The organism is Streptomyces sp. NPDC002623 (assembly GCF_053592635.1).
Genome location: NZ_JBSFWB010000004.1, coordinates 57,794 through 76,004, shown reverse-complemented (window position 1 = coordinate 76,004; position 18,211 = coordinate 57,794). Strand labels below are relative to the sequence as shown.

At 70.8% G+C, this 18,211-nt stretch carries 17 protein-coding genes and 1 pseudogene; 10 read left to right on the top strand and 8 right to left on the bottom strand.

The window, feature by feature from the left end:
• Nucleotides 1-95: 95 nt before the first annotated feature.
• Together ACWD4O_RS08410 and ACWD4O_RS08405 are read right to left on the bottom strand one after the other, a co-directional pair.
• On the bottom strand, nucleotides 96-662 hold the full coding sequence (locus ACWD4O_RS08410) for a DUF1062 domain-containing protein (RefSeq protein ID WP_451278677.1): 567 nt from the start codon (nucleotides 660-662) through the stop codon (nucleotides 96-98).
• A 241-nt stretch (nucleotides 663-903) separates the two neighbouring features.
• A complete protein-coding gene (locus ACWD4O_RS08405; RefSeq protein WP_451278675.1) occupies nucleotides 904-1,878 on the bottom strand; it encodes an LAETG motif-containing sortase-dependent surface protein in 975 nt (324 codons plus the stop codon).
• A gap of 325 nt (nucleotides 1,879-2,203) precedes the next feature.
• On the opposite strand from ACWD4O_RS08405, the gene ACWD4O_RS08400 reads away from it, so the two are divergent.
• Nucleotides 2,204-3,865 (top strand): glycoside hydrolase family 13 protein, encoded by a 1,662-nt coding sequence (locus ACWD4O_RS08400; RefSeq protein WP_451278673.1) that lies wholly within the window; start codon nucleotides 2,204-2,206, stop codon nucleotides 3,863-3,865.
• Nucleotides 3,866-3,891: 26 nt separating this feature from the next.
• Here the strand turns inward: ACWD4O_RS08400 and ACWD4O_RS08395 are convergent, their stop codons facing one another.
• Complete coding sequence (locus tag ACWD4O_RS08395) at nucleotides 3,892-4,611, bottom strand: DUF4142 domain-containing protein (RefSeq protein WP_451279335.1); 720 nt, start codon at nucleotides 4,609-4,611, stop codon at nucleotides 3,892-3,894.
• Between the two features lie 190 nt (nucleotides 4,612-4,801).
• Between ACWD4O_RS08395 and ACWD4O_RS08390 the strand changes: the two genes are divergently transcribed.
• Complete coding sequence (locus ACWD4O_RS08390; RefSeq protein ID WP_451278671.1) at nucleotides 4,802-5,524, top strand: MOSC domain-containing protein; 723 nt, start codon at nucleotides 4,802-4,804, stop codon at nucleotides 5,522-5,524.
• On the opposite strand, the gene ACWD4O_RS08385 is transcribed toward ACWD4O_RS08390, so the two are convergent.
• The gene (locus ACWD4O_RS08385) at nucleotides 5,493-5,729 is read right to left on the bottom strand and encodes a hypothetical protein (RefSeq protein ID WP_451278669.1); all 237 of its coding nucleotides are present in this window, start codon (nucleotides 5,727-5,729) and stop codon (nucleotides 5,493-5,495) included. The genes ACWD4O_RS08390 and ACWD4O_RS08385 overlap by 32 nt on opposite strands.
• Before the next feature lie 83 nt (nucleotides 5,730-5,812).
• Here ACWD4O_RS08385 and ACWD4O_RS08380 point away from each other — a divergent pair.
• From ACWD4O_RS08380 to ACWD4O_RS08370, 3 genes and pseudogenes are all read left to right on the top strand, one after another.
• Nucleotides 5,813-5,935: pseudogene (locus ACWD4O_RS08380) on the top strand (ATP-binding protein); the annotation flags it as partial.
• A gap of 33 nt (nucleotides 5,936-5,968) precedes the next feature.
• A complete protein-coding gene (locus ACWD4O_RS08375) occupies nucleotides 5,969-6,871 on the top strand; it encodes a hypothetical protein (RefSeq protein ID WP_451278667.1) in 903 nt (300 codons plus the stop codon).
• 96 nt (nucleotides 6,872-6,967) lie between these two features.
• Nucleotides 6,968-7,321, top strand: a complete 354-nt coding sequence (locus tag ACWD4O_RS08370) for a hypothetical protein (protein ID WP_451278665.1) — start codon at nucleotides 6,968-6,970, stop codon at nucleotides 7,319-7,321.
• 46 nt (nucleotides 7,322-7,367) lie between these two features.
• On the opposite strand, the gene ACWD4O_RS08365 is transcribed toward ACWD4O_RS08370, so the two are convergent.
• Nucleotides 7,368-7,829 (bottom strand): VOC family protein, encoded by a 462-nt coding sequence (locus ACWD4O_RS08365; protein ID WP_451278663.1) that lies wholly within the window; start codon nucleotides 7,827-7,829, stop codon nucleotides 7,368-7,370.
• 198 nt (nucleotides 7,830-8,027) lie between these two features.
• On the opposite strand from ACWD4O_RS08365, the gene ACWD4O_RS08360 reads away from it, so the two are divergent.
• Nucleotides 8,028-8,720 (top strand): DUF6445 family protein, encoded by a 693-nt coding sequence (locus ACWD4O_RS08360; protein ID WP_451278661.1) that lies wholly within the window; start codon nucleotides 8,028-8,030, stop codon nucleotides 8,718-8,720.
• Nucleotides 8,721-8,746: 26 nt separating this feature from the next.
• Here ACWD4O_RS08360 and ACWD4O_RS08355 read toward each other — a convergent pair whose 3' ends face one another.
• Nucleotides 8,747-9,307 carry an FxLYD domain-containing protein gene (locus tag ACWD4O_RS08355; RefSeq protein ID WP_451278659.1) on the bottom strand — a complete coding sequence of 187 codons (561 nt, stop codon included), beginning with the start codon at nucleotides 9,305-9,307 and terminating at the stop codon, nucleotides 8,747-8,749.
• Between the two features lie 125 nt (nucleotides 9,308-9,432).
• Between ACWD4O_RS08355 and ACWD4O_RS08350 the strand changes: the two genes are divergently transcribed.
• On the top strand, nucleotides 9,433-9,972 hold the full coding sequence (locus tag ACWD4O_RS08350; RefSeq protein WP_451278657.1) for a DUF7144 family membrane protein: 540 nt from the start codon (nucleotides 9,433-9,435) through the stop codon (nucleotides 9,970-9,972).
• A gap of 162 nt (nucleotides 9,973-10,134) precedes the next feature.
• Entirely contained in the window at nucleotides 10,135-12,471 is a 2,337-nt protein-coding gene (locus tag ACWD4O_RS08345; protein ID WP_451278655.1) for an ATP-binding protein, read from the top strand.
• Between the two features lie 225 nt (nucleotides 12,472-12,696).
• On the opposite strand, the gene ACWD4O_RS08340 is transcribed toward ACWD4O_RS08345, so the two are convergent.
• The gene (locus ACWD4O_RS08340) at nucleotides 12,697-13,614 is read right to left on the bottom strand and encodes a M23 family metallopeptidase (RefSeq protein WP_451278653.1); all 918 of its coding nucleotides are present in this window, start codon (nucleotides 13,612-13,614) and stop codon (nucleotides 12,697-12,699) included.
• 62 nt (nucleotides 13,615-13,676) lie between these two features.
• Nucleotides 13,677-14,663, bottom strand: coding sequence for a glycoside hydrolase family 26 protein (locus ACWD4O_RS08335; RefSeq protein ID WP_451278651.1), 987 nt, complete (start codon nucleotides 14,661-14,663; stop codon nucleotides 13,677-13,679).
• A 188-nt stretch (nucleotides 14,664-14,851) separates the two neighbouring features.
• Between ACWD4O_RS08335 and ACWD4O_RS08330 the strand changes: the two genes are divergently transcribed.
• Nucleotides 14,852-15,736, top strand: coding sequence for a hypothetical protein (locus ACWD4O_RS08330; RefSeq protein ID WP_451278649.1), 885 nt, complete (start codon nucleotides 14,852-14,854; stop codon nucleotides 15,734-15,736).
• Nucleotides 15,737-15,901: 165 nt separating this feature from the next.
• Complete coding sequence (locus ACWD4O_RS08325) at nucleotides 15,902-18,037, top strand: TerD family protein (RefSeq protein WP_451279333.1); 2,136 nt, start codon at nucleotides 15,902-15,904, stop codon at nucleotides 18,035-18,037.
• The last annotated feature ends 174 nt before the right edge of the window (nucleotides 18,038-18,211 follow it).

Genomic DNA, 18,211 nt, shown 5'->3' with positions numbered 1-18,211 from the left:
GACTTTCCAAAGAACGCGCTGTGCGCACCCGTAGGCCCCCTAGGATCCGTAGGTCCCCTAGGACCCTTACGGCTCTAGGGGACCTACGGCAGGGCTCAGCGTTTGAGCGTGAAGGTGAAGTCGTCGGAGAGCTTGCCGCTCAGCCGGACCGCCGAGACGAGACTCCCCTCCTCGATCAGTCGCTCGACCTCGGCCCGCGAAAGACCGCAGCCTTCGGCGATCAGCCGCACCGGCCGGACCGGGATCCGTGCCGCGAAGCGGACCGATACGTCGATCACGTCGATCACGTCGCTCACTTCCCGGTCCGGGCGATCCGATCCGCCCGTGTCGAGGCGCCAGGCGTCGTCCCAGTCGAGGGCGATGCGATTGCGCCGCCGTACGACCGGATCCTGGAGCAACTCGGCTGCCAGACCGGGGTCGTTGTCATGCAGCCGGTCCAGCAGCTCAGGTCGTACGGAGCGGACATGGGTCCGCTCCAGGACCGTGAGCTTCGCCGTTTCCCCGCACCCGGTGCAGAGCACGAGGAGCCAGGCGTCGAGGAGTTTGTGGTTTGCGTTGACGCGAAACTTGCCGTTCGCCCGGAAGCGGTCCGACGCGCACGTATGGCAACGGCGCAGCACGAGCGGCAGGCAGGTGGGTATGACCACCCAGTTTTCGAGCACAGAAGTACACCGGTTTCAGTGAGAAGTCCGCAGCAAAAAGCAGCGCGGCGCACTTGCGCGACGCGCGACAGATCAGCACTCGGGGGGTCTCACACGGTGTACAACGGCACGTCCTTGCCCAGACGACTCGGTCGGGCAGCACGGTAGCGGCGCTCAGCGGCGCCGCTCCACCGGTTTTCGAGCCACGACGTGCGATCGCCCCGGCACCACGAAGGTGCCGGGGCGATCGCACGAGCGGGCGTCAGGCGCGGGTCGCCGCCTTGCGGCGTCGGGTCGCGACGACGATGGCCGCGCCGCCCGCCAGCAGCGCCGCGGCGCCGCCCGCGATCAGCGGGGTGTCGCTGTTGGCGCCGGTCTCCGCGAGGTCGCCGCCACCGCCGTTGGGCGTCGGGGCCGGGGCGGTCGTCGACTCGGAGGCGGACGGGGTCGGGCTCGTCGAGTCCGAGGGGGACGGGGACGCCGACGTGGGCTCCGACGGGGTGCCGGACGGCGAGCCGGAGGGAGTGCCGGACGGCGTGTTCGCGGCCGGAGTCGTGGGCGACTGCGGCGTGGACGGAACGGTCGGCGGGGTGACCGGCGGCGGCTCCTCGGTGACCGTGCAGTCCTTCGTGCCGCCGTTCCAGGCCGCGATCAGCTTGTCCTTGATGACCGGACGGTCCGGGCCCTTGGGCAGCTCGCCGTGGACGAACCCGTCCTTCGCGTCGAGCTTGCCGTCGAACTTGACCGCGCCCCGGTAGAGGTCGATCTGCGCGTAGCAGCCCGCGTCGGGCACGGCGATGTCGAGGGTGTCGGTCTGGCCGGGCTTGACCGTCACGCTGTCGAAGTCGACGAAGACCTGCTCGCCGGAGGTGGCGAAGGTGGCGCCGTGGGCGAGGTAGGAGGCGAGGGAGGCGGTGCAGGTGCCGGCGTTCGCGGCCGCCCGGACGGTGATGTGGATCTTGCCGTCCTGGCTCGGCTTGAGGGTCTGGTCGTCGACCCGCACGGAGTCGAAGAAGTTCTTGCCGTCGAGCGAGAACTGGCAGCGGTCGGTCCCCGTCTCGGTGCCCGCGCCCGTCCCCGGCTGGTACTGGCCGCCGGACTTCCAGCCGTCGCCGCCGGGCGTCCCGGTACCGGCGAAGGCGCCGGACGCGGCGGCGACGGAGGCGGCGCACAGGGTGAGCGAAGCGGCGCCCGTCCCCAGCAGGCGGCGCACGGTGACACGTCTCGCTATGGACATGCGAATCCCATTCTTGGCGAATCCCCTACTAGGCGGGTCGCCAGGGCTGATTGGTCAGATCAGAAAGATCAGGAGGAAAACTCGGAAGACTCAGAAGACAGCAAGCTCAGAAGGAAAACTCAGGAGAAACACTGGGCCCTCTGGTAACGGGCGTCGCAGCGTGAGGTCATCGTCGTGTGCAGGTCAGACCGCTGTCAACCTGTGTCAAACCTCGGGGGGTTCAAGAATCCGTCACACTTTCAGTGCACTTCCACCGGGTACGGAATGTTCCACTCCGAATGACCCGCATGTTCGCTTTCCCGGCAAGTTGGACAGAATTCCGTTCGTGACCGACTTCTCCTCCCACCACCCCGACTGGTGGCGACAGGCCGTCGTCTACCAGGTCTATCCGCGCAGTTTCGCCGACGCGGACGGCGACGGCCTCGGAGACCTGCGAGGCGTTGCCGACCGGCTGCCCCACCTGGCCGCCCTCGGCGTGGACGCCCTCTGGCTCTCGCCCTTCTACCCCTCCGAGCTGGCCGACGGCGGCTACGACGTCGCCGACTACCGGGACGTCGACCCGCGCCTGGGCACCCTGGCCGACTTCGACGCGCTGGCCGCCGAGGCCCACCGCCTCGGCCTGAAGGTGATCGTCGACCTGGTCCCCAACCACACCTCCCACCTGCACCCCTGGTTCCAGGAGGCCCTGGCGGCCGGCCCCGGCTCCCCGGCCCGTGACCGCTACGTCTTCCGCGAAGGCCGCGGCCCGAACGGCGAACTCCCGCCCACCGACTGGCAGTCCGTCTTCGGCGGCAGCGCCTGGCAGCGAATCCCCGACGGCCAGTGGTACCTCCACCTCTTCACCCGGGAGCAACCGGACCTCGACTGGTCCCACGAGGAGGTCCGCGAGGACTTCCGCACCACGCTCCGCTTCTGGTCCGACCGGGGCGTCGACGGCTTCCGCATCGACGTCGCCCACGCCCTGGCCAAGGACCTCGCCGAGCCCCTGCGCGACCTGGGCAGCCCGGAGTTGAGCGGCGAGGACGCCCTGTCCCGCCTGCCGCCCGGCACGCACCCCTTCTACGACCGCGACGAGGTCCACGAGATCTACCGCGACTGGCGCACGATCCTCGACTCCTACACCCCGCCCCGCACGGCTGTCGCCGAGGCCTGGGTCCCGGGAGCCCGTCGAGCGCTCTACGCCCGCCCGGACGAACTCGACCAGGCCTTCAACTTCGAGTATCTGCAGGCGGGATGGGACGCGGAGCAGCTCCGTGAGGTCATCACCGACTCCCTGGCCACGGCCCGAGCGGTCGGAGCCTCCGCCACCTGGGTGCTCTCCAACCACGACGTCGTCCGCCACACCTCACGGCTGATGCTCCCGCCGGGCACGGACGGCAACGCGTGGCTGCTCTCCGACGGCACCGCCCCGCGCGTGGACGAGCAGGCCGGCCTGCGCCGGGCCCGGGCGGCGACGCTGCTGATGCTGGCGCTGCCGGGATCGTCGTACGTCTACCAGGGCGAGGAACTGGGTCTGCCCGAGGTGGCCGAGCTGCCCGTGGACGCCCTCCGGGACCCCCTCTGGGAGCAGACGGGTCACGCAGAAAAGGGCCGGGACGGCTGCCGGGTGCCACTGCCCTGGACGACGACAGGACCGTCGTACGGCTTCGGCGCGGGCGGCGCGTGGCTGCCGCAGCCGCCGTACTTCGCACGCTACGCGGCCGAGGCGCAGACCGGCGTGGAAGGCTCCACCCTGGAGCTCTACCGAACGGCCCTGCGGCTGCGCCGCAAGCTGCTGTCGGGCGAGGAGCTCACCTGGCGCGGGACGCCGAACACCCCGGGCGTCCTGTTCTTCGCCCGCTCGGACGCCTGGCGCTGCATGACGAACCTGTCGGACGCACCGGTACCGCTCCCACCGGGGGAAGTGCTCCTGACCAGCATGCCTTTGGACGACCACGGACCGGGAGGAGGAACCCTCCCCCCGGACACGACGGTCTGGCTGGCCTGAGTCAGGAGCGGTGGTGCTGAGAGCGCCTACTGCGACTGCTGCTGCTGACCGCCCACGGCCGCGCTGAGGTCCACCGGGGTGGACGTGGCGTTCGGCGGCGGGGTCAGGACGACCAGCGGCTGACCGGCGGGCGGGACCGGCGGGGTCATGTCCGACTTGGGCAGCTTCGGCGGGGTGGTCTGGTTGAACAGCGTCGTGTCGAAGTCGACCAGACCGGTGTTCTCCATCACCGTGATGTGGTCCAGCACCGTGTCGTTGGCCTGGTCGGCCAGGGCGCGCACCAGCGTGTTCTTCGTCGTCGAGCGGATCTTCGCCACGGTGTTGAAGATCGAGCCGTGCGTCTGGCGCAGGATGTTGGCGAAGTCGACGTCGAACTGCTTGCCCTGGTCCGCCTTCAGGGTGGTGACGAACCCTTCCTGCTGCGGACTCGCCACGTTGGGGATCGTGACGTTCAGCATCGGCGCGATCTTGCGAACGGTCTCGTCCAGCGCGGCGTGTCCGTCGATCAGGTGCTGGCTCGCGATGAGAACAGCCTTGCTCTGGCCCTTCTGGAGCCCGATCTGCCCGACCGGGTACTCCCACAGGCCGGCCGCGCGCACCGCCACGACGAAGTTGCGGTCGCCCTCTGTCAGCGGCCCCCACTGGGTGTTGGCGATGATCCGGTCGGTGGACGTCGACACCGTGTCCAGCCCGAGCATCGATGGGTAGGCGAGCGCTCCGAGCGTGAGGGTCATCGCGCCGCCCACGAAGAGAGTTCCCATCGCGTTCCGCGAAAGTTGCACCGTTCCTCCTGCCCGGTCGGGGAATCCGCCGCTATGTCGCCGCCCGGTGGGCTCCGACACACAGGAATACGGGCGGGAAGCGGTTCGGACTCACAGGGTTCGGCAAAAAGTTCTTGGACGGGGAAGGTCCGGGGAGCGACGGGGGGAGTCGGGGATGACGGCGGCGAGGCTGACAGGCATCACGTATTACCCGGTGAAGGGCTGTGCGGGCATCGCACTGACGGAGGCGACGGTGACCCCGAGCGGTCTCCTGAACGACCGCGGCTACGCGATCCTCGACGACAAGGGCGACGCCCGCTGGCAGTGGGGCGACCCGGGCCTGGCGCTGATCACCCCGCAACTCGTCGACGGGGAACTGACGTTGAGCGCGCCGGGCCGGGACCCGGTCAAGGGCGAGGGCGCGGCGGCCAACGCCTGGCTCACCGACCTGCTGGGCGTCCCCAGCACGCTGGTCCGGGTCGATCCCCCGGCAGGCAACAGCAACCGTCTGCACGTCGTCTCCCGCGCCACCCTGTCAGCCCTGAACGACCGCCTGGCGGCCCGAGGTTCGAGCCCTCTCCCCATGAACCGCTTCCGCCCCAACCTGGTCATCGACGGCTGGCCCGCCCCGCACACCGAGGACGAGGCGACCCACCTGGCCATAGCCGGTACCGAACTCACCTTCACGGAACGGACGATCCGCTGCGCGATCACGATGGTCGACCAGGAAACCGGCCGCCGCGACGGCCCGGAACCCCTGCGCACCCTGGCGACCTACCGCCGCACACCCGGCTCCGACGCGGGCATCGCGTTCGGCGCGTACTTCGCCGTACGCCGGGCGGGAAAGGTGTCGGTGGGGGACGAGGTCACGCGGACGGCGCGCCCTCGGCGTCCTTGAGCAGCCGACGGGCTTTCAGCTCGCGGTTCATGGTGTACACGCGGATGGCGGTGAACACGACCACGGCGGCCCCGAGGGCGGCCATCTTCCACTCGTCGTCGCGAACGGCCGCGTAGAAGAGGAAGCCGCTGAAGACGACGCCGAAGACGACAAGCAGAGGCTCGCGCACCCAGAACGGGAGCACGCGAAGCAGAAGACCGATCATCCGGTCACTTCAGCAGCAGCGCCCCGGGCGCGCTGTGGTGGAGGCCACAATTCCGGGAGCTTCTGTGCGTATGGAGTGAAGGAGGTGCGCGAGGGGGGCGGGGCATGGCGCTGGTGCGGGCCTGCTCGGACCTGTGGCATTGGCAGCCACTGTCCCGGCTGGGCCACCGGGGCAAGCTGGTGTGGTGCGAACTGAATGCGGCGTAGTTCGTTGATCACGTCGTACAGAAAGGAGAGCCGATGGTCGGCTCCTCGCACGAAGCCCTGCACCGGATCTTCCAGAAGGATCCCGCGCTGCTGACCCGTGCCCTGCAACAAGTGCTCCACGTTCCGTTCCCCGAGCCACACGACTTCGCCGCCCTGAACGTCGACCTCACCGAGATCGAGCCCATCGAGCGGCGCGTGGACACACTGCTGCGGGCCGAGACCGACGAGGGCACGTACCTGCTGGTCGTGGAGTCGCAGAGCCAGCCGGACGCGCGCAAGCGCCGCAGCTGGCCGTACTACCTGGCGTATCTGCTGGAGAAGTACCGCTGCGATCCGGTCCTCATCGTCGTCACGCAGAACAGCGCCACGGCTCGCTGGGCGGCGGAGCCGATCCGGGTCGGCGTGCGGGGGATGCCGTCGATGACGGTTCAGCCGTTCGTCCTCGGGCCGGACAACGTTCCGGTGATCGCGGACGAGCGGGAGGCCGCGCGGAACGTCACCCTTGCGGTGTTTTCCGCGATGACACACGGTCGCGGTCCGAAAGCCGCGGGCATACTGGAATCGCTGGCAGCCGCCCTACGGACCATCGACGAGGACAGCGCCGCGGTGCTTGTGCAGTTCGTCGACTCGTGCCTGGCGGACCCCCAGGCCAAGCAGATGTGGAGGGACCTGATGACGACGATGCAGTACTTCTGGCGGCACCCGCTCGCCGAAGAGGTGCGGGGGCAGGGCGTCGAGCAGGGAATCGAGCAGGGAAAGATCTCGAATAGCGTCGAGATGATCCTCAACATCCTGCGCTGGCGCGGCATCGACGTCCCTGACCGCGTTCGCGAGCGCGTCGAAGCCTGCGCCGACCTCGATCAGCTCACCGTCTGGTCCGAGCGGGCTGTCCATGCCACCGTCGCCGATGATCTGTTCGCTGGTCCGAACGGATGACAGAGAAACCTTCCCGCTGTTGATCGCTGCGTAGGGGACGCAGTCGGCGGCAAAGGTGCAGGCGAACCTGGCTCTCCTCACGAAACGAGAAACCTCGTGCGTCTTCTGCACCCCCTCGCCGCCGCCTGCGGGGCCCTCGCCCTCACGGCCGTTCTGGCCACCCCTGCCCAGGCCGCGACCGGCACCTTCGGGTACCAGGTCATCGGTCTCGACGGGCAGCCGCTGTCGGTCAGCCTCTCCGACCCGGCAAGCGGCGAGTGCATCACGCTTCCCGAAGTCGCGGATCCGGACGCCTCCTCGCCCGCCTTCGCCCCGCACAACGACACCGACGAGTTCGCGATCGTCTTCACCGGGCCCGACTGCTCCGGCGACACCTGGACCCTGCGCCCGCACGGCCGTCCCGCCTCGGACCGGCTCCAACTGCGTTCGGTCTTCTTCTACCGGGGTTAGGGCGAGGCGAGGGAACCCCGTCCGGTGCGGACGGGGTTCCCGCACGTCAGTCCAGGCAGAACTCGTTGCCCTCGGGGTCGGTCAGCACGATCCAGCCCATGCTCATCGGGGGAGCCGGCTCGTGGCGGCGTACGCGCGTCGCTCCCAGTGCGACGAGCCGGTCGCACTCGGCCTCCAGTGCCGCCATCCGCTCCTCCCCCTCCAGCCCGGGAGCCGCACGGACGTCGAGGTGGACGCGGTTCTTGGCGACCTTGTCCTCCGGCACCTGCTGGAAGAACACCCGCGGTCCGCGCCCGTCCGGGTCCTCGATGGCCGACATCGTGTTGCGTTCCTCCTCCGGGACGCCGACCCGCGCGAGGAACTCGTCCCACGCGGCCAGCGGGTCGGCCCCCTCGGGCAGATCGACCCCGGGCGGGCCGGGATGGACGTAGCCCAGTGCGTCGCGCCAGAAGGCCGACAGCGCCTGCGGGTCGTGGGCGTCGAAGGTGACCTGGATGTGGCGGCTCATCGGGTGCTCCGATCGTGGCGGGATTCATGGCCGGATTCGTGACACGTCCTGCGTCCGTGAAGGCACTCTGACACCTCTGGAGGACAGAAACGGTCCTATATGCCGCTGTCCGCGTTGACGGAACGTTGACCACTTCGCGGGTGAATCCCGACCGGAACGCGGGCGAGTCCTGGTGAGGCCTCGACCTAGATTCGCTGCATGTCCATGCCACGGCGGGCCCCGCAGGCCGCACCGCTTCCCGTCCTGCCCTACCGCAAGCCCACCAAGGGCCGGGACTACTGGGTCCTCGACGACGTCTTCCCTGACGCCGACATCGCCGCCATCCGCGCGCGCTGTCTCGCCAAGGACGACTGGGTCGAGGGGTATCCGTACACGGCGGAGAGCTGGCCCGGACTGCGCACCATGCCGGGGCTGGAGCCCGCCGAACTCGGGCGCGTGGAGCGGCTGGTGAGGAAGGCGACCGGCGCGCAGAAGCTGTGGGTGCAGCAGGCTCCCGGCGGCGGCACCCTCAACCACAACTGCATCCAGGTCGTCGGCGAGGGCGAGAGCACGCCCCGGCCGCACTCCGACTCGCGGTCGCTGTGCCGGTACGCGGCCGTGCTGTACCTCAACCCGTCCGTCCCCAAGGACTGCGGGACCAGCTTCTACCGGCAGTCCCTGCCCGGCGGCCGGCTCGGCGGGAACGTCGTCCAGGCCCCGCACAACAGCCTCGTCGAGGCCCTCGGCACCCGGTTCGTCGCGCCGGACGCCTTCGAGGAGGACGTCCGGGTGCCTCACAAGTACAACCGGCTGCTGCTCTACCACGCCAACCTCGTGCACACCGCGACCGGTTACTCCGGCACCACGCTGGAGGAGAAGCGCATGACGGCCGTCTTCTTCTGGATGGCCTAGGCCGCCCTGGCAGTCACCCGTATGCCCTAGTAGCGCACCGCCTTCGCCACCTCCGTCTTCACCTCGCCGGAGAGTGCGCGGTTGCTGCGGGCCGTGGCCGTGCCGGTCTTGCCCGCCGCCACGTCGGAGACGGTGACCAGGACCGCGTCCAGCCGGTTGCCGCTCGCGTCCTCGAAGTCCACCTGCACGGCGAAGGACTTCGTCGAGTCGGCGCTGTTGGTGACCGTCACCTCGACCGTGCTGCGGTCGCCGTCGGCCGCGGGCGTGCCGAGCTTCACATCGTCCTTGACGTCCGTGCCGCCCTTGATCTCGTCCAGCTCGCGGCCCACCTCCGCCGTCGCCGACGCGTACGCGTCCGAGGCCGACGACGCGACCGAGGATGCGAGCGAGGACGCGGCCGCCGTCGCCTCGCCGGCCACCGACCTGGCGGCCGACTCGGCGGCGGAGGCCGCCTTGCTGGCCGCGCTGGACACCGAGGAGGGCGTGTCGTCGTCGGAGCAGCCGGTCAGCAACGTGGTGCAACAGAGCGCCGTCGCCGCCAGCAGTACGACCTTCTTCACGCCCTTCTTCGGGCTCGTCCGTGCCATCTCGCCTCCAAGATCAATCCTCCGGAGACTCCAGTGAAGGGGCCGACCGGCCCGCCCGCATGCCGGCTCACCCATACGGCGCACCCCCCGTGGTGGCGGCCCTCCCCCGGACGGATGGTCGGAACATGAGCGATCAGCCGCACTCCCAGCCCCCGCCGTCGAGGCGCAAGGAGTCCCCTGTCTGGGACCCGTCCCACCAGGGCACCGGCACGCCCGGCTCGACATCGGCTCCGTCCACGGGCGGTGGGCTGGCCGCCGGCGGGGTGGTCTTCGGGGGCGTGCTCATGTTCGTGAGCGGGGTCCTCGCCGTGTTCCAGGGCATCGCGGCGATCGCCGAGGACGACGTGTACGCCCGGGTCGGCTCCTACGCCTACGAGATGAACCTCACCGGGTGGGGCTGGCTGCTGCTCGCCGTCGGCGTGGTCGCGACACTGACCGGCTGGGCGCTGCTCGGCGGGATCGAGAAGGCCGAGTGGGCGCGGGTCAGCGGCATCACGCTGGCCTCGCTGAGTCTGATCCTGCAGTTCCTGTTCCTGCCGTACGCGCCGTTCTGGGCGGTCATCCAGATCTCCATCGACGTCTTCGTGATCTGGGCGCTCTCCGTCTACCGGCCCCACTCGTCCCACGGAACACACCAGTCCCAGCGGACTCACTCGTCCGGGTGAGGTCGGGACGCCGTCATCCTTCGCGCGGGCGCGCGAATTCCGTCCCCGTCCCGGGTGATACCTACGCCCATCAGGATCACCTCGCGCCGTTCACGCTCGGCAGTCGTGTGCTTACGGTGTGATGGTGGTGGTCGATCGGTGAAGGGCGCGCGCGGGGGTGGCATGGGATTCGGCTTCGGTCAGCGGCGGGGCGGACAACTCCCTGTGGAGATGACCAGTTTCGTGGGGCGGATCGAGGAACTCGATCTGATCAAAGGGGTCTTGGGCCGGTTCCGGCTGGTCACGCTGGTCGGACCGGGCGGCGTCGGCAAGAGCCGCACGGCGTTGCGGGCGGCGGGCGCGGCGGCGGCCCGGTTCGCGGACGGCGTGCAGCTGGTGGAGCTTTCGGCGCTGCACGACCCGGAGTTGGTGCCGGCGACCCTCGCGGGGGTCCTGGAGCTTCCGGAGCAGCCGGGGATGACTCCGCTGGACGCGGTCGTCGAGCATCTGCGGGAGCGGCGCATGCTGCTGGTGCTGGACACCTGCGAGCACCTGGTCGACGCGTGCGCGATGCTCTGCGACATCCTGCTGCGCGAGGCCGCCGGGCTGAGCGTGCTCGCCACCAGCCGGCAGCCGCTGGACGTCCCCGGCGAGCACTGCGTCCCGATCGCCCCGCTGACCAGGGGCGACGCCGTCAGCCTCTTTCTGCAGCGGGCCGCGGCCGTCACCGGCGGGAACGCCGTCGGGGAGGGCGACCGGGAGCGGACGCTGGCGCTCGTCGACCGGCTCGACGGCATGCCCCTCGCGCTCGAACTCGCCGCCGTACGGCTGCGCGCGGTGCCGCTGGCCGAGCTGGCCGCCCGGCTCGACCAGCGCTTCGAGGTCCTCACCGGGGGCCGCCGCACCGCCCTGACCCGGCATCAGACCCTGCGCACGGCCATCGACTGGTCGTACGACCTGTGCACCCCGCAGGAACGGCTGCTGTGGGCCCGACTGTCCGTCTTCGCAGGCTCCTTCGAGCTGACTGCGGCCGAACTGGTCTGCGGGGGCGGCGAATTACCCGCGAGCGAGGTGGTGGCGGCGCTGATCGGGCTGGTGGACAAGTCCGTCGTGCAGCGGATCGGCGAGGACGGCTCCCGCTACCGCCTGCTGGACACCATCCGCGAGTACGGGGCCGGACGCCCGGCCGCGGAGGGCGGCGCGGACGACGCCGTCCGTGAGCGCAACGCCGTCCGCGAGCGGCATTTCGCCTACTACGAGCGGCTGGTCGGCCGGTTCTGGGACGAGTTCCTCAGCCCGGCGCAGGCCGTGCTGCACCGGGCCGTGCGGGAGGAGACCGCCGATGTGCGGGCGGCCCTGGAGTACGGGTGCGCGGCCGAGGGGCGGGCGGTGGACGCGCTGTGGCTGGCCACCCGGCTCGGCCCGTACTGGCGGGCCGCGGGCACGCTGTCGGAGGGCCGGCACTGGATCGACAAGGGGCTGGAGCTGGTGCCGCAGGACGGTCCCGAGCGCGCCTGGGGACTCCTGATGACCGGCATCTTCGCCGTCTGGACGGCCGACATGGACACGGCGTCGGAACGGTTCCCGCAGGCGTACGCGGTGGCCCGGCGGTGCGGTGAGACGCGGGTCGAGCTGTCCGCGGAGGCCTATCTGGGCGCGCTGACGGCGTTCGGCGGCGCGGTGGAGGAGGGGCTGGCGCAGGTGGAGTCGGCCCGGCTGCGCATCGTCGCGTCGGGCGACGGCCTCGGCATCGGCGTCGTCCACTACGAGGCCGCGCTGCTGCGGGCCGTGTTCGGGGACACCGACGGCGCGCTGGAGCTGTGCGCGACGGGCCTGGCGTATCTGGAGGGCCGCGGCGAGCGCCAGCTGTACGCGTCCACGATGGCCACCCGGGGTGTCATCCTCATGCTCACCGGCCAGGACGCGCAGGGCGAGGAGTGCCTGCGCCGGGGCCTGGAGGCCACCAGCGAGATCGGCGAGGTGCTGGTCGCGGCGCTGGCCTGTCTGGGGCTGGCCTGGCACGCGGTCCGGCAGGAGCGGTACGTACGGGCTTGCTGGCTGCTCGGGTACGCGGAGAACGCGCGCCGGCTGAGCGGCGATCCGGTGGCGCTGTTACCGCGACTCGTCGAGGAGCAGGAGGCGGCGCAGCAGGCGGTGCGGGCGGCGCTGGGTCCGGAGGGGTTCGAGCGGTGGCGGGAGACGGGGGCGCGGCTGTCGGGACGGGAGGTGCTGGCGGCGGTCCGGGCGGACGCGGACGTGCCGGTGGCGGCCGGCACAGGTGCCGGTGCCGGTGCCGCTGTGCGTCCCCCCGCGCCCAGGACGTCCCCCGAGCCGCCGCGCTCCGCGGACGCCCTCACCCGGCGGGAGCGGGAGGTCGCCGCGCTCGTCGCGCAGGGGCTGTCCAACCGGGAGATCGCCGAACGGCTCGTCATCTCCAAGCGGACGGTCGACGCCCACGTCGAGCACATCCTCGCCAAGCTGGGGATCGCCTCACGTACGGAGATCCCCGCGAGTACCTAGGTAGCGCGGGGGAGGGACGCCCGTCCCGGCTACGTGTACGGATCTTCCGGGTACCGGCGTGCGTCGCCGCCCCGGGCACGGCAGCCTGGAGTCGCCGCCCGGGGGACGGACCTGCCGGGAGTCGACTGGCTGGACCCCTACGGCCGTCATGGCAAGGCGTCCGGCACCGAGCCTCCCCCCGGCGGCGCTCGGGGCTGCCCCTGGTCGGTGGGGCAGCCCCGATGTTCAGGGCACCGCCGGCGTCCTCGACACCGGTACCGCCTTCCGGCGCAGCCAGGGCAGCGGGGCCACCTCGGAGCCGTGATACGGGGTGATCCGTACCTCGAAGTGCAGGTGCGGGCCGGTCACGTTGCCGGATGCGCCGGAGAGGCCGATGCGCTGGCCGGCCGTCACGCGCTGGTCCTTGCGCACGTCGATGCGGGACAGGTGGGCGTACTGCGTGAAGTAGCCGTCACCGTGCCGGATCAGGACCTGGTTGCCGAAGCCGTCGCCGCAGGTCGTGGCGCGGACGGTACCGGCGCCGACGGCGTACACGGGCGTCCCGGAGTCCACGGCGAAGTCCTGGCCGGTGTGGCGGCGGGCCCAGCGGGAGCCCTTGGCGGCGTAGCCGGCGGAGAGCCAGTAGCGCCGCGTCGGAGCGGTCCAGAGGTCAGCGCGCGACTCGGACGCGGACTCGGAGGCGGACTCGGGCTTGGGCTCGGACTCCGACTCCGGCTTGGGCTGGGGTGGGCGGCTGCGTTGACCGAAGCGGCAGCGGCCGCCCCGCCCGGACGGGTCGACGGCGACCGGATCGCCGGAGCCCCGGGCCGCGGCCCGCAGCCGGTCCCACAGTTCGTTGCGGACGGTCCGACGTCGGCGTTCGGCGTCCTTGATCGTCGAGTCCCGGGCGTCGGCCTCCCGGAGCCGTTCGACCCGCTCGCGGGCCGCCTCGTGCGCGCGGACGGCGCGGCGGGCGGTATCGCCGCCTCTGTTGTTCCCGTCGTACCCGGTGTGACCGGTGTGACCGGTGGACCCGGTGTGCCCGTCGCTTCCGGCTGCGGCCGGCACGGCGGCGAGCGCGAGCAGGAGCAGGGCGAGGAGGGCGAGGAGGGCGGCCCGGACCCCGGGTGCGGCGCGGAGGTGCGCATGGTGTTCTCGTCCCATCTTGGGATCATCGGACCGGTGGCGCGGCCGGGGAGGGAAGGGGCCGGGCGGGTCGGCCAGGTTCAGCCGAACGGCCCTGCGACCAGCGCGCGGTAGACCGCCGAGGACCGGGGATTGTCGGGGCACCGCCACACGCCGTGCGGGCAGTAGTCGCTGACGGTCTGGTAGAGCGGACGGTGCTCGGCGAACCAGGTGAGCATGCCCCGCACGTACTCCGGGTTGTCGCCGTTGCGGTACAGCCCCCACTCCGGATACGAGACCGGCTTGCCGTGCGCCCGCGCGAACCGCACCTGCGCGGCGAGCCCGTACGGCTCGGCGACCTGCCTCTCGAAGGACATGCCGTGCGGCTGGTCGTAGGCGTCCATGCCGACGACGTCCACATACCGGTCGCCGGGATAGCACGCGGTCCACGGGACGGCGTCCAGCCCCCGACTGGGCGTGAACTCGAACCGGAACCCCTGCCCGCCGCGCCCGCCGCCGTTCACCGACCGCATGGCCTGGACGATCCGCACCCAGTACCGCTTCCAGGCCTGTGGATCGGGCCCGCACCGATGGGTGTAGGTGATCCCGTTCATCTCCCACCCCAGCACCAGCACGGCATCGGGCACCCCGAGTCCGACGAGCCGCCGGGCCAGCGTCCGGAAGTGCTCGTCGTAGTCGCCGCGAGCGCCTCTGCGCAGTTCCTCCCGCACGACGGCGTCCGGCAGGTGCTCCTCGGTGCCCTCCAGCATCGGCACGTTGAGGACGAACATCCGGTCGGCGCGGGCCTTGCGCCACTGCGCCCAGTACTCCAGATACCCGGGCGCGCCCTCGATGTTGCTCCACCGGTCCCCCGGGAGATACGCGTGCCCGACGCGAGGGGTGGCCGCGCCCAGCCACGCGTCGAGCCCCGCGATCCGCCGCACGGCGGCGTCGTCGTACCCGACGTACGCCCCGAACGCCCCGGGCGGCGCACCGACCCCGTGCCCGACGGGAACGCACGCGGGCCCGACGAGCAGGGCGAGGGCGGCGAGCAGCGCGGTCAGCGGAACCCGAAGGGAGTGAAACACCGGCTCATGATGACGTCCACGCCCCCCTCCCCACCCCGGACTCGCCACGGAACCACCCGGACGATGTCAGGACCGAAACACGGCAACTTGGACGGCCCCGGCGGCAACCCGGAAAGGAACAACGAAGCAGGGAACGAAGCACGACCGCGAAAGCAAGTGAATCCCGTACCCCACACGAGGAGTTCACCGTGCACAGGCATAGGCATAGGCACAGGCATAGCCACAGGCACTCCGCAAGACTGCTCACCGTCCTCGCGGCGCTCGCCGCGTTCCTCTTCCACTCGACCGGCGTCGCCGCTCCCCGCGCCGAGGCCGCCGACGAGTGGAGCCCGCCGTCGAACCTCGTCCAGCCGCTGAACCAGGTCTGGAACCACGTCTCGACGACCTACCCCGACCTCTACGGCTTCCGGAACTACGGCTGGGACCAGGTCATGGCCAACCGGGGCAGCATCAACTACTGCGTCCGCTGGGAGTCCGACGCCCCCGTCAGCACGGCGCTGCGCGACCAGATCCACGCGGCTCTGAAGAAGCAGTTCGCCAAGTGGATGGCCGCGCAGGTGGAGAACGGCCGGGGCTACAACAACTGGCCGTACACCACGGTCCCGGTCAACATCGTCGGCTGGGCGGTCAAGAACCGCGCCACCCTCCAGTGGACCGACAACTCGGTCGACGTCTACACCAACGTCCTCGACGGCGCCGGCGCCCCGCAGTGCGCCCCCGACTGCGGCCGCTTCTTCCATCAGGACGGCAACTACTCCCGCTGCCCCGGCGGCACCGCCCGCCACTACGACCAGTCCCTCTGGCTCACCAAGGGCTTCCAGGGCGGCGCCGGCGGCGACTGGGGCCAGCGGGTCGGCCAGGAGTATTTCACGTCCACCCTCAACCAGGAGAACATCCACATCTACCTGCACGAAGTCGGCCACACCTTCGGCCTCGACGACTTCTACGACTGGACCCCGACCGGCCAGTGCTGCTTCCTCATGAACGCCGGCAGCGCCACCCAGATCACCGAGTTCGACAAGTGGATGCTCCGCGACTTCTGGCGCCACCTGAAGCCGAGATACGCCCTCTGACCCACCCCACCCCAAGCCCACGGCGACGACCTCCCGGGCCGTCGCCGTACGGCTTTTCCTGCGGAACGCCCCGAGATCAACCCTGTTGGTATTAGAGTCTGACCGCGCGTCACGTGTGGCGCGTGTCACATCGGTGGGGGCCGTTTAGGGGGGCTTGTGCACGAGATGGTCAAGGGCGCCAACGTGGGTCTGGCGGCTCTGAGTGAAAACGTCGACGCGGTGGTGGTGAGCCTCGGGTGGGCCAGCCCGACCGGGGAGGGCGACGCGGACGTCTCCGTTCTCCTCCTTGACGAGAAGGGGAAGGTGCGCAGCGACGCCGACTTCTACTTCTACAACCACCCGGACGCCCCGGACGGAAGCGTTCAACTCCTGGGCAAGGCACCCGTGGGAGAGGGCAGCGAGGACCGGATCGGGTTCGACCTGACGGCGATCCCGGCCGAAGTGGACCGGATCGTCGTCGCCGCCAGCCGCTACGAGGGCGCCGGCTTCGGCGAACTGGAGGACCTTCGGGTCACGTTGGCCGACGGGGCCGGGGAGGACCTGCTGCGGTTCGCCATCGACGACGCCGGATCGGTCAGCGCGTTCATCTTCGGCGAGCTGTACCGGCGCGGGGAGGACTGGAAGTTCCGGGCGATCGGACAGGGCTACGACAGCGGCCTGGCCGGCCTCGCGACGGACTTCGGCGTCGACATCGACGACGCGGCGGACACCGACGCGGACGCGGACACGGACACCGACACGGAAGCGGGTGCCGACACGGGAACGGACACCGACACCGATGCGGGATCCGGTGCTTCGGTCGGACAGGATGCCGCCGACGGCGCCGTCCGCGTCGCGGTCCACCCCGCCGTCGAGCACGTCCCGGTGACGACGGACACTGCCGCCACGCTCCCCGCCGTCCCCGCCCCGCGTCCCGCCACCGACGACGACACGGAGCCGGGGCGCAAGGCCGCGGCACGGCCCCGCACCGCCAAGAAGAAGGTGACTCTGCCGAAGACGGCGAAGAAGTCCCTCGCGGAGAACGAGTCATGGAAGGACGCCCGGCTCTTCCCGGTCTCCGCGCTCAAGAGCGACCCGGACCGCGAGACCCGGGCGACCTCGGTACTGCTGTCGGTGATGGCGCAGGTCCCGGAGTTCGGGCGGCGGCTCACGGCCGCCTTCGGCGCTCCGGCGGGCCGGATGGAGACGTTCACCGAGGTGTCCCTGCCGCACGGCGACGCCCCGCGCCGCCCGGACGGCGTCATCCGCGTCGAGCGCGCAGGCAAGCTGTGGACCGCGCTGGTCGAGACGAAGACCAACGGCAACGCGCTGCGCCCCGAGCAGGTGCAGGCCTACATGGACATCGCCGCCCGGCGCGGCTACGAGGCCGTCATCACGCTCTCCAACGACGTTGCCCTCGAGGGCAGTCCGCTCGTCGACGTCAAGATCGACGGCCGGCGCAAGCACAAGGTGGCGCTGCGGCACCTGTCCTGGGCCGAGGTGGCGCACCAGGCCCAACTGCTCATCCGGCACGAGGGCGTCGGCAACAGCGCGCACGCCTGGCTGCTCCAGGAACTGCTGCGCTACCTCCAGCACGACAACTCGGGATGCCACGGCTTCCAGAACATGGGCGCGTCCTGGGTTCCCGTGCGCAAGGGCATCGACGACGAGACCCTGTGTCCGGGCGACGCGCGGGCGCTGGAGGTCGTCGAGAGCTGGGAGCGGCTCATCCGTCAGGTCAGCCTGGGGCTGGGCGGTGAGCTGGGGCAGAAGGTGCTGCCCGTGCAGCGGGCCCGGCGGGGCACCGATCCGGGCGCGCGCCGGGCGCGGATGGCCGACGAGCTGTGCGCGGAGGGGAAGCTGCAGGCGGAGCTGCGGATCGAGGGGACGCCGGGGGTGCTCGCGGTCGGGGCCGACCTGCGCACCGGCCGGCTGCGGACGTCCGTCGAGATTCCCGCGCCCGACCAGGGCTACCCGTTGACCTGGGCGAAGCGGCTCGTCCGGCGGCTGGCGGAGGCGCCTGCCGATCTCCATGTGGAGACCCTGGTCGAGGGCGGTTCGGGCGGGCCCCGGGGGACCCTGGAGCGGCTTCGTCCGGAACCGGCCGACCTACTGCCGAAGAACGGGGCGACGATCAGCGGATTCCGGCTCACCCTCGTCAAGGGGATGGGCAGCGGTCGCGGCAACGCCGAGTCCGGCTTCATCCGCAGTGTCGACGACGCCGTGCAGCGCTTCCACTCCACCGTCGTCGTTCACCTGGAGCAGTCGGCCGCTCCACGGCGTGCTGTGGACGGGTCGGCGAGGGCTCACTCGGACGGGTGAACTTTTGGTGAACTGGCCTTTGGGTGGGGGTAGTTGGCGGGGGTTCTTTTGCTGATTCCTGGCAACAGGCAACCCGGAACTGTCATTTGGGACTCTCACAGGGTGCTCACAGTCATGGCCGGGGCGCGTGGGGTGCGTCCGGGTAGGTGGCCGGATCGTGGGCTGTCCAGTCCG